The following is a 15379-nucleotide window of genomic DNA, read 5'->3' as shown; positions in this document are numbered from 1 at the left end:
CAAATTCACAAGGCTGTGTGCGGAACAAAAACAAAAGTAAATACCTAATGGAAAAGATTTTTAGAATTGAAAAGAAGAAAAATTTAATTGTGACACCTGATTATATTGCCCTCTCGAGTAATAAATTTGAAGATTATACCGAGATGAAAAAAAAATCTGAAATGATTTCCCAAAAGAAAGACTTTCAAATTATCAATAAAAAAGATTTATATGGAATAGTTTTTAATGAAAAAGGAAATACGATAAAGCTAAGTTATGCTTCGGAAACAGAGGTTAACGACATGATAAAACTGATTCCATCAGATAATTCAGAACTTAAAGAGCTTGCAGATTCTATAGGAAGTATTTTTGAAATGGAATTAAAAACGAAGACCGAAAATAAAGCAAAATACCTAACATTAAACTCCATTAAAATTCTGTTTGTTTGTCTATTCTCCTATCTGATAGTAACTGCTTCAATAAATATGCAACAAGGAACAGAATATGAATTTTCTGGAAAACAAAAAGGTTTAAGCAAACTATTCATGTTATTTATAGACACAATAGGACCTATTGGGACTTCTATATTTTGTGCATTAGCAATAGGATACTATAGTTATAAGTTGATTAAAAGATATAAAAATCCAGCAATTGATTTTGAATTTAAAAAAATCATTCACAAAACAACATAGAAAAACTCCAAGATTCGTGCAGCCACAACTACCAATAGCCTAAGGTCGGAAAACGAACACGAAAATGAAAAATGTTACTCTTATAAGGGAATGGTATCCGTTATAAAACTTTTAGTGAAGGGCAACTTTCTGTGGAAATCACTTTAATCCGCCAAGAAACTTATAATTTTCCATTAGTCTTAATTATAATGACGAATGATTGATACTACTTATAAATATTTTAGATTCATTGAAAACTCCGTTAACAGTATTAATAAATCCTACTTATGGTTCTCAAAATGTTCTAATCTATTAAATGAAAGAGAAAATATGAATTAAAGTAAATAAAATCGAGCCATAATCAACAACACAGATGACGGTCTAATGACTGTAGCTGTGCCTCTTTCACACCCTAAACTTGGGCAAGTTCGGCAGAAATCAAGCGGGGTTTCCTGATAAAATCGGAACATTTACGAACACACCTAAATTCCTTGTTGCTTCCTTGATTTACTCCACCAAAACCTCATCGATTTCCCAAGAGCCATTTTCTACATTAAATGCTGGTTGTAGTGCAATTTGCATTAATCGTTCGTTTACTACTTTAAATTGAGATAAATTAATTGAATAAGTTGAAAAATTAGAATCGTTCGAACGAATAGGAATGCTTATCCATTCTTGTTGTTTCCAGTCCACCTGTCCGGTTGATTCTCCCCAAAAACCGGGGCTCTGATTACGAGTATAAATAGCAAACTTCATCTGCTTAGCATTGCTGTTGTTCTTTATCTTAAAGCTTACTTTAGAACACAAACGGGTGTCGGTATATAACCATGGTGCAGATTGAATTAAAGCATTTTTAGCTGTAATTGTTCCTTTTAAAATTCCACTAGAAAATTGAAGATCTGTTCCATTCAAGGCCTTCCAACCCATGGTACTATTTTTAAATTGAAACGGTCGTCCTGGTGCTGGATACATTCTGTCGTTTTCGGGAATAAAAATACTCTCGTCCTGATTAAAGAATACAGGTTTTAAACTTGCTCCACGATAAAAGGCACTAATATCATGATTTTCCTGAAGCACATACTTTTGTTCGTGCCAATCAAAAAAACTGGTATGTCCACCTTCTAAAAATGCACCTTTAAAATCGTATGGTCCATATAAATTCTTCGACATGGCATAACGGCTTCCAAATACCAAATAATACCAATCGTTGCGTTTGAACAAAGTTGGCTTATCCTCAGCAATTACTTTTTCACCATTCTCATCTTTCACTAAAATGGCTTTTGGTTCAGTCGTTAAAGACTTCATATCCTTAGCCAATGTAGCCATGTAGTAGGTATTCACACCAAAGCAAATTGTGTATTCATCATTTTCGATATAGATCTCAGGATCGTAAGGATGTACAGGAACAATTCCTTTAGGCAATAATGGCTTACCCAGCAAATCTTTGTATTCGCCCGTAATTTTATCGGCAACCACTACTCCTGTATTGATATTGCGATTCGAAAAGAACCAATAGTATTTACCATCTCTCTCACAAATATCTCCTGCCCAGCAATTTGGATTGTCGCCAATGTAAGTATCCTTAGGATAAATATTCCGATGGTGCTCCCAATTCTTTAAATCTGCAGATGACCATATTTCCCAACGATCCATTCGAAAAGAGCCTTTTCCCTCCCAAGATTCATCGTGTCCGCAAATGACAAACACCGTATCGTTTTGCACCCAAGCATGCGGATCGGCCATCCCATGTTCGGGAACAATTACATCAACACTTATGGCATTTGGATTAAAACTCATGCCTACCGTTTTTTTTTGAGCATGAAGTAGATTACCAACTAGCAGAAAAGAAAAAACAGTAAGTATTCGAACTTTTTTTAAAGGAAATTGCATCTTACATAATGATTAATTGACAACTTATTTATCTAAAACAGGAGTTCTTTTTTCGTCCATTCGTTTCATGGCATTTACTTCGTAAACCCTTTTTAATTGCCACAACGGACGTTCCAAATCACTCTCCCATTCCCAAAGCAGCTTAAACATTTCGCGCACTTTTTCGGGATATTTATAGGCCAAATTATTACTTTCGGTGATATCTTTTTCTAGATTATAAAGCTCTGCAGGTCTGTCGGGAAAACGAAGCATTTTCCAATCGCCTTTAAGAACAACCCCTCTATTCTCTTTCTTCCAAAAAAGTAATTTGTGTGGTTCTGTCTTGGTTTTATTGGTGATATAAGGCAAAAGATCAACTCCATCCAAACCAGCAATTTTGTTTGCATTTCCCCCTGCAGTATTCAGAAAAGTTGGTAGCATATCGAGCATGCTTACCGCACTTGTATATTCCGAACCTGCCTTAATAACCGATGGAAGTTTCATGATACAAGGAACCCGAATACCGCCTTCCAAATAATTCGATTTGCAACCACTTAATGGATAATTACAAGTCATAGTTCCATCAGGGCCACCGTTATCATTTGCAAAAACAATCAACGAATTTTCTTCCAAACCCAACTCTTTTAACTTATCCATAATCTTACCACACGCACGATCCATTGCATAAGTCATGGCTGCTAATTGCTTCCGCTCTCCAGTTAGGTCTTTAAATAAATCTAAATCGGACGCTTTAGATTCAAGAGGGGAATGCACTGCATTAAACGAAACATACATAAAAAATGGTTTTTTCTGATTTCGCTCAATAAAGTCGCAGGCCTCATCGGCAATAGCATCTGTTAAATATTTATCTGGTTCCTGAAAATTCCCAAAGCCTTTCTCCATTCTTTCGTCGTGTTTTGTGAAAGCTTCTTTCTGGCTTAATGGGAAAAAGCTTCTTGCCCCACCTCTAAAACCATAAAACTCATCAAAACCTCTGCCTAAAGGATGATATCTATCGGCATTTCCCAGGTGCCATTTCCCTAAAATTATTGATTGATAACCTAATGGATGAAGATAATCAGCAACTGTTTTAATATCAACAGGCAATCCCATCTCATCGCCCAGCAACTTAGAAGAAGCACTCATATAACCAGGAACATTATTTTCCTCTATTCCATATCGTTGCGGATAAATTCCTGTTAGCAATGCCGCTCTCGATGGTCCACAAACTGCATCTGTTGTATAGGCTTGATTAAAAACCATCCCTTCGGAGGCCAATTTATCCAAATTAGGAGTCTTAAATGTTTTACTTCCCTGAAAACCAAAATCATGATATCCGGCATCGTCGGCAAGAAGCATAATAATATTGGTTTTTTTCTGTGCCGATGTAGGTAAGAAAGAGAAAAAAAGCAAACTTACAAACAGTCCTAAACATACAATACATCTGAATCTCTTCATTTTATCCATGTCAATTTTAATTTAATTATGACAACTATTTTATTTACTCCACCCCTTTTATTATTGTTTGAAGAGTAGTTGGTAGTATTTTAAAAATTACAATTCTATGAGTTTATCAAAACATTATTTACAATTTCAATTGATGATCGTGTGCCCCTGGAGCAAAATTGCTGCGAAATATTTCCGTTCCATCGGCTTTTTTACCCCAACCTACTTCAATACGTCCATCACCAAGCACAATATTGATTAGCTTTTCTTTCATTGTTTTCGCTATCTTCTCATACTTCTTTTCAAAAGCTAAATTGTTAGCTTCCTTCGGATCTAATTTTGTATCGTAAAGTGCAGGATCTAAATCCTCATAACTAGCATTACGAGCCCAATCCATATCTTTGCCTCGTACTTTATTGGGACGAGTCTGCATCGAGAAAACATAATCTTTAGTCCGAATATATGCCCTCGGACCTGTTACAGCATGACTTTCTCCAATGATATAATCTCTGGCAGGAATTTCTTTGGATGCTACTTTTGCCATATCAAATCCATCCAGATAATTAAATTTTGGATCCTCCAGATTTGCGCCAGCCATAGCCAGAATTGTTGGAGCAATATCAACAAACTCGGTATAATCTCGAACTACTTTACCCGCAGGGAATTTTTTTTGATCGGAGGAAACAACTACAATTGGATTGTGTGTATCCACTTCCCACGGAGTAAACTTAGAAACAGCCCCATGATCGTTTAATTTCCAACCATGGTCGCCACAAACGTAAACAATCATCCAAGGCTTCTTATTTTTCTCACTATAAGCAATAAAAGCATCCGTTGCCTGTCCAATTAAAGCATCGCCATAAGCACAAAATGCATAATAATCTTGAACCATTTTTTGTTTTTCATCATCGGTAAAATGATTCGAATAAGCATGTGATACTTGTTTTCGAAGTTGAGCTGGCATTGTTTTTAGATCTCTATCGTCGAAAACAGGAAGTTTATAGCTATACTTTTGAAATCGCGCCCGATAATCAGCAGGTGGTAACACTGGAGTATGTGGAAAATCAAATCCAATATAAAAAAACTGTGGTTTGGAAGCATCAATTCCATTAATAGTTTGCGAACCAACCGTAAATTTATTGTCCTTATTTTGCAAATAATCTTCAAAAATGGTAGCGTAATAAGCATCTCTTGTTTTTCCTGCTGGTTGTGAACTCACACCAGAAAGAATCATTCCATTATCGAGTTGTTTTCCAGTTTTCTTGTTGTAATAACGAAGCATATCGTATTCTTTCATTGTTTTTTCTGCCATGCCTGCATATTCTGGTCTTTGCCTTTCCAAGTCTAAGGAAGTATACTTAAACTCCCCTTCGGGCGTCACAAAAAAATCTAAGTTTTTAATTGGCTTCTCCAGTTTTTTCCCATCCACTTCGTTAAAATTATCTTTTCCCCAAGCAGTAAAACCTTCCTTTCGCAATGCTTTAAAGTCGATATTGTTTTGGTATATATCGGTTGGTTTCGCTTTTCCATTTTCAAGTGTTTTTACTCGTACTCCCAACTTCCCAATTCGTAAAGTTTGGTAACCAAGCGCTGCCATTTGTTCTGGCAAAGTAGGCTTGCAATGCGATGCCTTATTATTATGGTATTCAAACTCATAAACTCCCGAATGAAAAGGATAACGGCCATAATGCATAGATGCTCGCGAAGGAGCGCAACCAGTAGCCTGACAGTAGGTATTGATATAGGTGGTTCCCATCTCGGTTAAACGATCGGTATTTGGAGATTCCACATAGCCCAATTCACTCATTTCCTGCCCTTTCAACATTTTATTAAAAGAACGAATTGCATCGTAGCGATGATCGTCGGTTAAAATCCAAAGTATATTAGCTTGCTGTTGAGCAATCACTATTTTACCGCCAAATAATAAAACTAAACTTACTAGAAACAGAATTTTATTAATTTTCATACAACCTCTTTTTTATATTTTGTGTGTCTTAATAGTTTCTAAATTCATTTTTCAAATAAATCATTTTCAGCACTAGAAAACGATTCCACTTTACGGATATAAGTATAATACACTCCATACTTCTCATTTCCTTCGATAAAATCGTTTACCAATAATGTTTTTCCTTTTTCGAGTCTAACTGTAAATGTAACAGCCTCTTCGTTGCCTACCACTTCTTTTTCGAGTATTTGATTGGCAATACTAATTCGCACTTTCTCGGGCTTAATTGTTGAATAAGTAAACAGATGCTTCGGATTTTTTGCAGGGATTCCCCAAATAGAGCCAGGGCATTCTTTGGGCCATCTGCAACAAGATATTTCGTATAAACCAGTACAATCTACTCGTAAAGAATGTGTATTATTGGTATTCTTCATTCCTTCGGCCACCTGTTCGCATTTCCAAATTCCTGCATCTTCGCCAATTGCATGTTGTATTGTTAAGGTAATTTCTTCCTGCGTTTTATTTCCAATAACGTGTACTGGCAGTTCTTGATAAGCTAATTTTGTTTTTGCGATTCTCACAAATCGAGCATTATCATTCAACAAGTTTTGCACCAGTTCCGGATGCTCTTTCGCGATGTTATTTTGCTGATATTTATCTTTTTCGATATTGTATAATTCTTTGCCATTCACCAATCGCCACTTGTCACTCATAATGCATGTCTGGTTTTCATCCATCGGAGGTCGCCAATCCTGACGGTTATGCACAAATAGGCTTCTCTCCTCCAATTTGCTTTCATTGTTTACAAGTAGTGCCGAAAAATCGACTCCATCCAAATTTAACTTTTCGGGTAAATTCAAATGGCACAAACTTGCTAGTGTAGGCAGTAAATCAACATGAGCAGTTAGGTCCGAAATATCTTTTCCTCCCTCTATTTTTCCATCTGGCCAACGAATAAAAAATGGTACACGATGTCCACCTTCTGTTTTCGCTCCTTTCATTCCTCGGAAGCCTTTATTGTATCCTATTTTACCATCTCTACTAATTCCTCCACTTGAACCATTATCGGTCATAAAAATTAGAATGGTATTATCTAAGAGTCCTTTCTCCTTCAGATATTTATCTAGTTTGCCGATATTTTCATCGATATTTGCGATCATTCCGTAGAAATTGGCACTAACAATTTCCTCTCCCTCTAAATCTTTGTACCGATCGGAATATTTATCATCAACCAACCACGGACTGTGTGGAGCATTGGTTGGTAAGTAAACAAAAAATGGATTTTCCTTATTGTTATCGATAAATTTGATAGCTTCCCGAAACCAAACATCCGTACAATAACCTTCAAATTGTTTCGGTTCGTTATTTACGTAATACACATCGTTAAAATAAGTATTCCCCCAATAATCCGACAATTCTCCAACTCCACCAGCTTTGTGCTGAATGGCAACATCAAAACCACAATCGGTAGGACGCACCGGATAATTATCGCCCAAATGCCACTTCCCAAAAATACCAGTTGTATATCCATTTTGTTTAAATACATCGGCCATGCCGGAGGTATTTTCCGGAAGTGCATCGCGACCTTTATAGGTTGCCCAAGCACCATTATTAATAGGATACTTCCCAGTCATTATAGCGCCTCTCGTTGGAGCACAGTACGGACTTACATGAAAATCTGTTAAACGAACCGATTGATCATGAAAAGCATCAATATTTGGCGTTTTCAGCCAAGGATTACCATGACAAGCCAAGTCGCCAATTCCTTGATCATCCGTAAGGATTAAAATTACATTGGGAGGCGTTTGCGCTTTTGATTCCAGAACTATACCTATTGTAACAAATTGCAATAGAACAAGAATTCCCACAAGTAATCTTCGTAACATACTTTCTCTTTTTTTAGTCTTTATAAACCCTATTTAGTACAAAAAAATTACTCTTCAAGCCAGCCTTTGGTATCCCCATTTAAATAAGCAACATACCATCCACATCCCCACGAAGCACACCAAAGCACATTTTCGTTATAAGGATCCGGTTTTACATCTACAATTTTATCTGGCTGACCTAAACCTTTGTTCATTTTAGTCCAACTAACGCCACCATTCTTAGATAAATAAATTCCTGGATTCATAAACTCTTCGGCCTTACTTACTGCCTGTCCGCCTACACTAATAACAATAAGATCGGGATTCACCGGAGAGGTTTCTACCTGCCAAACAAAAGGAGCTTTAAAAATTTGCTTCCAATGCTTTCCATTATCTTTACTTTGCCAAACGCCTCCTTCTTCATAAGAACCATTCCGTCGTCCGGTCGAGATATAAATATATTTGGTATTGCGATCTACAAACACATTACTTACTGACTTAATGACTTCGGGAATTGTTATTTTCATCCAACTATTCCCTTTATTAATGGTCTTATATAATGCCCCATTATTATCATTTAAAGCAGCATAAATCGTCTCTGAATCATTTGGATCCATCACAATTCGACGAACACTTGCTCCTTTGTGCAAACCATTATTGCATAATTCCCAAGTATAACCACCATCAAAAGAACGATAAAAACCATATCCTCCTTTTGTTAATTTTTCAGCAGGAGAACCCCCTATTTCTGAAATTTTTACAGAAGTAGAACAGAAATACATATTATCGGGATTTACCGGATCAATTATTAGTGAGTTTTGTGGGGCAAGTCCTTTATATTCAGGACTGTCAGCCTCAAAAATACTTGCAATATTCTCCCACGATTTACCACCATCAGTTGTTTTACGTAACTTCCCTCGATGCTCCTGTCTCCATGCTAAAAAGTAAATAGTATTTGGATCATTAGGATGTACAGCAACCGTTGAAATAGAGTGTGCACCATGTCTTCCACTTCCATCATGCACTTGACCTTCTATTTGTTCAACGGCCACAGCCTGCTTATCTTTCCATTCTCCTAAATCAGTAGTCTGCCATAAACCATGCTCTCCACTACAAAGCAATCTTCTGGCTTTTATTCCTGTTTCAAGAAGCATATATCTGCCTGGCAAATTACTTCCGCCACGACCAATCCATTTGTTACTCCCCGGCGCAGTTTCAAAATCATCTACCTGTTTCCACGATTCTCCTTTATCCGTAGTTTTTAAAGTCTGTTGATCTATTCCTATATAAACTTGTCCAATGGAATTTATTTCCATCATTCTATTACCCGAACTTGCTTGTGAATTATCCATATATTCCTGCAGATGTGCAAAATCAACATTCGCTCCAACAGGATTATTCCTCTTTTGCCAATACTCCTTATCTTTTCCACTTTTCCAATAGGCTCCCTGACGAGCACATGCGAACCAGGTTTCCCCTCCATTCTCTGTTTTCCAAACATCGCCAGCACCAAAAGTAAAATCGTGCTTTTTGTTGAAGGAAACATATATCTCCTCTCTATTTAGTGGATTTACAACAAGACGATTAAAAACGGGTAAGGTCTCCCTTGGTAGTTTAGTGAATTTTTCTTTCGATTCATTCTTAGAGATTCCAAACCAGTGTGACATTGTTTTATGGAAACGATCCACTTCTGCCGGAAAGCTCATTGAATTTAAATCGAACACCAAATTATTGGTAATATTCCTCCAATTCAAACCACCATCCTTACTAGTGTACACTCCTCCTTTTGCAGTTACGGTATTTCCTTTGTCTTCATAAACAGTCTGTTCCACCAAATAAAGAAGAAACTCTTTGGTTTTATCGTTGTAATAAGAACTAATATCGCGAGGTAAATTATTAGGCAATCCTTTCGCAGTATTTTTCCAACTAAGTCCGCCATCCTTGCTAAGCATTACTCCAAAGTTAGTTGCCATGATCAGCTTTTTCGTATCGTTCGGATTAATAATAATTTTCCCTACCTCGGTATTTTCAGGCAAACCATTACTTATCTTTTCCCAGGATTTTCCTTTATCACTTGTTTTCCAAATGTAACCATATGCCGCATATTTTAATTTTACCCCATTTGGTTTTGCTGCCGATCGATGATTACTCTTCACATTCCAAAAATCACCTGCTCCAACATACCAAATTTTATCGTTTATTGGGTCCACAGCCAATTCGCTATGACGAGTTCCTTTTTGCTCATAATACCAACCTTTTTCGAACGATTTTGAATCATTTGGGTCAATACCAAAATCTTTGAAACTTTTACCAAATCCCCCACTTCTTTCCCAGCTTCTGCCTCTATCAAAAGTTTCATAAATCCAGCCATTCCAATCAATAGCTTTTCCATAATCCGGATCCTGTCTGGAGAATTCAATATCCAAAACTCTTTTCATATCCTGTCCTAAACCATCGTGATCCTTTAAAGACTGCCACGACTTTCCATTATCCCAAGTACCGAAACTAACATGCATATCTGGTCCCATAAACATGACATTAGTATCCGTAGGGTGACACCAAAACTCTTCACAGTATCCCGACATTCCAGGACCAAAGTTTTTCCATACCACCGTAGTGTCGGATTGAATTTTCTGCGTCTTTATTATATTAAAAAAATTTTTATCCTTCTTTTGAGCCACAGTCTGAATAGACATACTCAAACCTATCAAAACACATATTGTCAATAATTCTAAATTCTTTGCCATTTCCTCTTTTTAAACAATAGTTCTTTACTCCTTTTATACCTCTTCTCCAACTATCTATTAATCATAAATTTTCGAATGACATAACTTACTCTGTTTGTAATAGTTATAACATAAACACCCGAATTTAGTTGAGACACATCAATTAAACCTTGTTCCAAAGTACCCAACTGCACAGTCTTCCCCTGAATGTTATGTATCAGATACTTCACGTGTTCATCTGAACCTGAAATTCTAAGCTTACCATCTACCACAGGATTTGGAAATATCCTAACCGATTCATCATCAATCATTTGTATGGCAGTAGTGACGTTATTTTTAACTTGAATAATAACATCAAGAGAATCCTTACCCAAATCATTACTAACTACTAAAGTGATAATGAAGGTAGAATCCTTATTTACTTTGGGAGCGGTAAAAGTCGTTTTATTTTTATCAGTTGCTGATAATGAAATTCCATCTGGTGCAATCCACTCATAAGTAAGCTGAAAGCCAATAGAACCAAGTCCATAAAGTGTTACTTCTTCATTCTCAAAAAGCTCCGCATTCTTACAAACCGCTTTTACCTTATCGTTTTTAATTAAGGCTTTAAACCAACCACTTCCCCATCCAGCACACCAAATTACACCTTCATTATAAGGATCAGGTTTAACATCAACCATTTTATTTGGTTGTCCAATTCCTTTATTTATTTTAGCCCAAGTAGTTCCATCATCTTTAGACAAATAAATTCCCGGATTTTTAAACTGGTCTGTCAAGTTTGGAATCTGCGCAGGCACTGAAATAATAATAATATTTGAATTTACTGGTGAAACCTCGGTTTGCCACACATAAGGAGCTATAAATATTTTTTCCCAACTTGTTCCTTCATCTTTACTTCTCCAAACTCCTCCTGCATCGAAGCTACCTGAACGAGAGCCACCTGACAAAAAGCGATACTTGGTATTCCGATCAATAAACAAGTTGTTCACTGACTTAATTTCAGTAGGAATACTTTCTTTCTTCCAAGTTTTGGCTCCATCTACCGATTTGTACAAACCTCCCAGATCATTATTTCCAAATTGATTTAATGCAGCATAAATTATGCTTGAATTAGCAGGATCCATACATAACCTTCGAACACTTACATTAGCAGGTAAACCCGAATTACTCAACGACCAATTGTATCCCCCATCTGTTGATCGATAAACACCATAACCACCCTTGGTAAGAATACTTTCATCTGGTGAAGAACCTACCTCCTGCACAACTTTTCGGGTGGCACAGAAATACATATTATCTGGATTTTTCGGATCAATCATCAAAGAAGACTGAAATGGTACATTTTCCCAACTATTATTACTCGCCTCGAAAATAGTTGCAATATTGTTCCATGTTTTGCCTCCATCAATAGTTTTTCGCAACTTCCCTCTATGTTCCTGACGGCAACTTAGTATATAAATTATGTTCGGATTATTGGGATGTACCGCAACTGTAGAAGTCGAGTGAGATGCAAGATTCCCATCATGATCATGCACTTGTCCTTCTATCTGTTTTACTGCAACCACATCTTTACCAGAGTAATCTCCTAAATCAGCTGTTTCCCATAGGCCATGTTCCCCAGAGCAAAACAATGCACGTCCAGGTATTCCTGTTTCGTGTAACATAAACCGTCCTGGAAGATTACTATCTCCCCTGCCAACCCACGCATTGGATCCTTCTGCTGTTTCATAATCATCAACCTGTTGCCAATTTGCGCCCTTGTCATTACTTCGAAGAGTTTGTTGTGCTACTCCTATAAACACCTGTCCTTTAGCATTTATTGCCAACATTCTGTTCCCTGAATTTTCCGAACCCTCATCCATCTCGCGCTGTACGTGCGAAAACTTAAGATTTGTTCCAATCGGATTACCACGTCCATTCCAATACGATTTGTCATTTTCATCCATCCAGTATTTACCATTGCGAGCACAAGCAAACCAACTTTGTCCGCCATCCTCTGTTTTCCATAAATCTCCAGGACCAAACCCAAAGTCATGCTTCTTGTTATGCGAGACATAAATTTCATTTTTATTCAAAGGATTAACCACAATTCGATTGTACACAGACATTGTATTGCTCGGATATACGCTATAGGTACTTTGTGAAGCACTTTTACTTATTCCTAACCAATGAGATACTGTTCTATGGTATCCATCTCTAACTGCGTAATTAGTAATGGCACTTATATCAAATCCTAAATTACCAGTAATACTCGTCCAGCTTACTCCGCTATCGGTACTTTTATAAACACCACCTTTTGCATTAATTGTAGATCCATTTGGCTCATAAACAGTCTGTACTACCAAATAAAGAATAAACTCTCCTGTTGTTTTATCATAAAAAGAAGTAAGATCGCGAGGTAAATTATTCGGCAAACCCACATTACCTGCTGTCCAAATATCTCCACCATCAGCACTTAAGTATACACCATAACTGGTAGCCATTATCATCTTATCGGGATTATTTGGATTAAACAGTATTCTGCCAACATCTAAATTATTAGAAATACTAGTAGCCACTTTGGCCCAATTTGCACCACGATCAGTGGTTTTCCATACGTAACCATAATCGGCCCTAGAATGAATATTCCCATTTGGTTTTGCTAGCGTTCTATGATTTTCTTTTACATTCCAAAAATCACCTGCTCCAACAAACCAGATGCTATCGTTTGTTGGATGAATCGCAATTTTAGTATGGGCTTTTCCAATATCACTTATCTGAGTCCATGTTCGTCCTCTGTTTTTTGATTCAAATACTTTTCCTTCTCGTTCCAAGGCAACCCCATAATCCGGATTTACCAACGAAAATTGAATATCGTGCACCCGAACCATATCAAGACCATCGCCATCACAGTCTTTAATCGTTTGCCATGATTTTCCATTATCCCATGTTCCATAGGACACATGCATATCTGGTCCCATAAACATGACATTAGTATCCGTAGGGTGACACCAGAATTCCTCGTTGTATCCTGACATTCCAGGACCAAAGTTTTTCCATACCACCGTAGTGTCGGATTGAATTTTTTGCGTCTTTATTATATTAAAAAAAGCATCCTTTTCTTGATTTGATTTTTGACTATAACTTGTATTCCAACCAATCAAAATAAATGATCCAATTAAAAAAGTTTTGAGAAGTTTTGGCATTATTTTATTCATTTTCTTGTTTTATAATTTTACGATTATAAAATTGAAGAAACTAAAGCGAAATCGATATAAATAATAGTTTACTAAAACTAGTCACGAACTTATTTCACCTGTACAAAAACTAGACAAAAATAAAAACAAACAAGCATAAGCGCTGATAAACAAAGAACTACAAGCAAGTCTACGAAACACCAATTAAAACACATCAGACAAATAAGCTACAAAATAGGTCAAACATAGCTTTGGATTCTTATTTTGCTTTTTCCGCTATAAAATCAATAATATTTCATGCTTTACTTTATGCTAAGAGCACATTTTTCCTAATTCCAATAAACTGCTATCTGTTTGCAAAATTTAAATTAGAGAAAAAGAGTATATTCGAAAATATAAATAGCTGTAGAATTTTAAATTAGCCTTAAGTAATAAATCAGATAAATTATGATTCGTTTTTTTGACAATGTAATTTCAGAGATCGTTAAACGCAGACTTAAAAATAAAAAATATAGAAGCACTTTAATTGAGAAGGCAATTTTAAATACAAAAGTTGAATTCTCTCATTTAACTAGAGACAGCTTTTTTATTTTAGTAGGTGTGTTAGCTGCTGCTTTTGGATTAAAAGGTTTTTTACTTCCCAACATGTTTATTGATGGTGGCGTAATGGGGATCTCTCTTACCATCGCAGAGCTAACAAATATTCCATTATCCATTTTAATTGTGGCAATTAACCTTCCGTTTATAATAATGGGCTTAACCACTATTAGTAGACAATTTGCCATAAAAAGTATTTTTGCGATCGTTTTGCTTGCTGTAACGCTTCATTTTATTCCATTTCCTATTATTACAAGTGACAAATTACTAATTGCCATTTTTGGTGGTTTCTTTCTAGGTTTAGGAATTGGTTTAGCTATTAGAGGTGGTTCGGTTATTGATGGAACCGAGGTATTAGCAATCTTTGTAAGTAAAAAAACGTCCTTAACCATTGGAGATGTTATTTTAATTTTCAATGTCCTTATTTTTTCAGTGGCTGCCTATGTCTTTTCCATTGAAATTGCATTGTATGCCATGCTAACCTATTTGGCCGCATCAAAAACCGTCGATTTTGTAGTTTCGGGTATTGAAGAATATGTTGGAGTAACAATTATTTCGGAAAATAGTGAAGGAATTAGATTGGCTATTATTCAAAAACTAGGACGAGGCTGTACTGTTTATTCAGGCAAAAAGGGACATACACTGGAACAAGTAGACATTATTTACACTCTAATAACACGATTGGAGCTAGCAAAACTACATACCGAAATCGATAAAATTGATAAAGATGCATTTGTTGTAATGCACAGTATAAAAGACGCAAAAGGAGGAATGATAAAAAAAAGACCTTTGAAATAGTGAGTAAGCATCAACCTAGAGCCGGAACACAGCTACCCACCTCAAAACAAATCTTCACTTTACAAGCATCTTAGTTTTTAAGACGATAAACATGCCGCTTTTGTATCAAAGAAGCACTTTCCTTTACGGATATACAAAATAAAATTTTGCCAATTTATTTTTTTTGCTGAGCTTACATAAAAGTTGATAACAATTAACACAAAACATATTCAAAATCAACAGTAGGCTGGTGCTTCTAAAACTACCAAGTTATAGGTGGCATGCATTTATTTCTATCATTTTCATTTTCCCCAATAATTAGTGGGTA

8 protein-coding genes are annotated in these 15379 nt (G+C 36.2%); 2 read left to right on the top strand and 6 right to left on the bottom strand.

Annotation, left to right across the window (positions count from 1 at the left end; translation table 11 throughout):
• Window positions 1-47: 47 nt before the first annotated feature.
• Window positions 48-671, top strand: a complete 624-nt coding sequence (locus tag BZG02_RS15130) for a hypothetical protein (RefSeq protein ID WP_143470490.1) — start codon at window positions 48-50, stop codon at window positions 669-671.
• A 486-nt stretch (window positions 672-1157) separates the two neighbouring features.
• Here the strand turns inward: BZG02_RS15130 and BZG02_RS15125 are convergent, their stop codons facing one another.
• The 6 genes from BZG02_RS15125 to BZG02_RS15100 form a co-directional block, all read right to left on the bottom strand.
• Window positions 1158-2540: a family 43 glycosylhydrolase gene (locus tag BZG02_RS15125; RefSeq protein ID WP_101262281.1), complete on the bottom strand. Its 1383-nt coding sequence runs from the start codon at window positions 2538-2540 to the stop codon at window positions 1158-1160.
• A 24-nt stretch (window positions 2541-2564) separates the two neighbouring features.
• Complete coding sequence (locus BZG02_RS15120) at window positions 2565-3977, bottom strand: sulfatase-like hydrolase/transferase (protein WP_101262295.1); 1413 nt, start codon at window positions 3975-3977, stop codon at window positions 2565-2567.
• 127 nt (window positions 3978-4104) lie between these two features.
• Window positions 4105-5931 (bottom strand): sulfatase-like hydrolase/transferase, encoded by a 1827-nt coding sequence (locus BZG02_RS15115; RefSeq protein WP_101262280.1) that lies wholly within the window; start codon window positions 5929-5931, stop codon window positions 4105-4107.
• 44 nt (window positions 5932-5975) lie between these two features.
• On the bottom strand, window positions 5976-7796 hold the full coding sequence (locus BZG02_RS15110) for an arylsulfatase (RefSeq protein WP_101262279.1): 1821 nt from the start codon (window positions 7794-7796) through the stop codon (window positions 5976-5978).
• 47 nt (window positions 7797-7843) lie between these two features.
• Window positions 7844-10522 (bottom strand): VPS10 domain-containing protein, encoded by a 2679-nt coding sequence (locus BZG02_RS15105; protein WP_101262278.1) that lies wholly within the window; start codon window positions 10520-10522, stop codon window positions 7844-7846.
• A 50-nt stretch (window positions 10523-10572) separates the two neighbouring features.
• The gene (locus tag BZG02_RS15100) at window positions 10573-13698 is read right to left on the bottom strand and encodes a T9SS type A sorting domain-containing protein (RefSeq protein ID WP_180335745.1); all 3126 of its coding nucleotides are present in this window, start codon (window positions 13696-13698) and stop codon (window positions 10573-10575) included.
• Window positions 13699-14124: 426 nt separating this feature from the next.
• Between BZG02_RS15100 and BZG02_RS15095 the strand changes: the two genes are divergently transcribed.
• Window positions 14125-15072, top strand: coding sequence for a YitT family protein (locus tag BZG02_RS15095; protein WP_101262277.1), 948 nt, complete (start codon window positions 14125-14127; stop codon window positions 15070-15072).
• The last annotated feature ends 307 nt before the right edge of the window (window positions 15073-15379 follow it).

Source organism: Labilibaculum filiforme, from assembly GCF_002843315.1.
In the GTDB taxonomy this organism is placed as follows: Bacteria; Bacteroidota; Bacteroidia; order Bacteroidales; family Marinifilaceae; genus Labilibaculum; species Labilibaculum filiforme.
The sequence above is the reverse complement of the archived record's forward strand: the minus strand, read 5'-3'. Positions and strand labels throughout refer to the sequence as shown.

What these genes read in the sequence shown, in the direction of transcription:
- BZG02_RS15130 (WP_143470490.1), top strand. Translation starts at nt 48, where the DNA reads ATGGAAAAGATTTTTAGAATTGAAAAGAAGAAAAATTTAATTGTGACA.
- BZG02_RS15125 (WP_101262281.1), bottom strand. Translation starts at nt 2,540, where the DNA reads ATGCAATTTCCTTTAAAAAAAGTTCGAATACTTACTGTTTTTTCTTTT.
- BZG02_RS15120 (WP_101262295.1), bottom strand. Translation starts at nt 3,977, where the DNA reads ATGAAGAGATTCAGATGTATTGTATGTTTAGGACTGTTTGTAAGTTTG.
- BZG02_RS15115 (WP_101262280.1), bottom strand. Translation starts at nt 5,931, where the DNA reads ATGAAAATTAATAAAATTCTGTTTCTAGTAAGTTTAGTTTTATTATTT.
- BZG02_RS15110 (WP_101262279.1), bottom strand. Translation starts at nt 7,796, where the DNA reads ATGTTACGAAGATTACTTGTGGGAATTCTTGTTCTATTGCAATTTGTT.
- BZG02_RS15105 (WP_101262278.1), bottom strand. Translation starts at nt 10,522, where the DNA reads ATGGCAAAGAATTTAGAATTATTGACAATATGTGTTTTGATAGGTTTG.
- BZG02_RS15100 (WP_180335745.1), bottom strand. Translation starts at nt 13,698, where the DNA reads ATGAATAAAATAATGCCAAAACTTCTCAAAACTTTTTTAATTGGATCA.
- BZG02_RS15095 (WP_101262277.1), top strand. Translation starts at nt 14,125, where the DNA reads ATGATTCGTTTTTTTGACAATGTAATTTCAGAGATCGTTAAACGCAGA.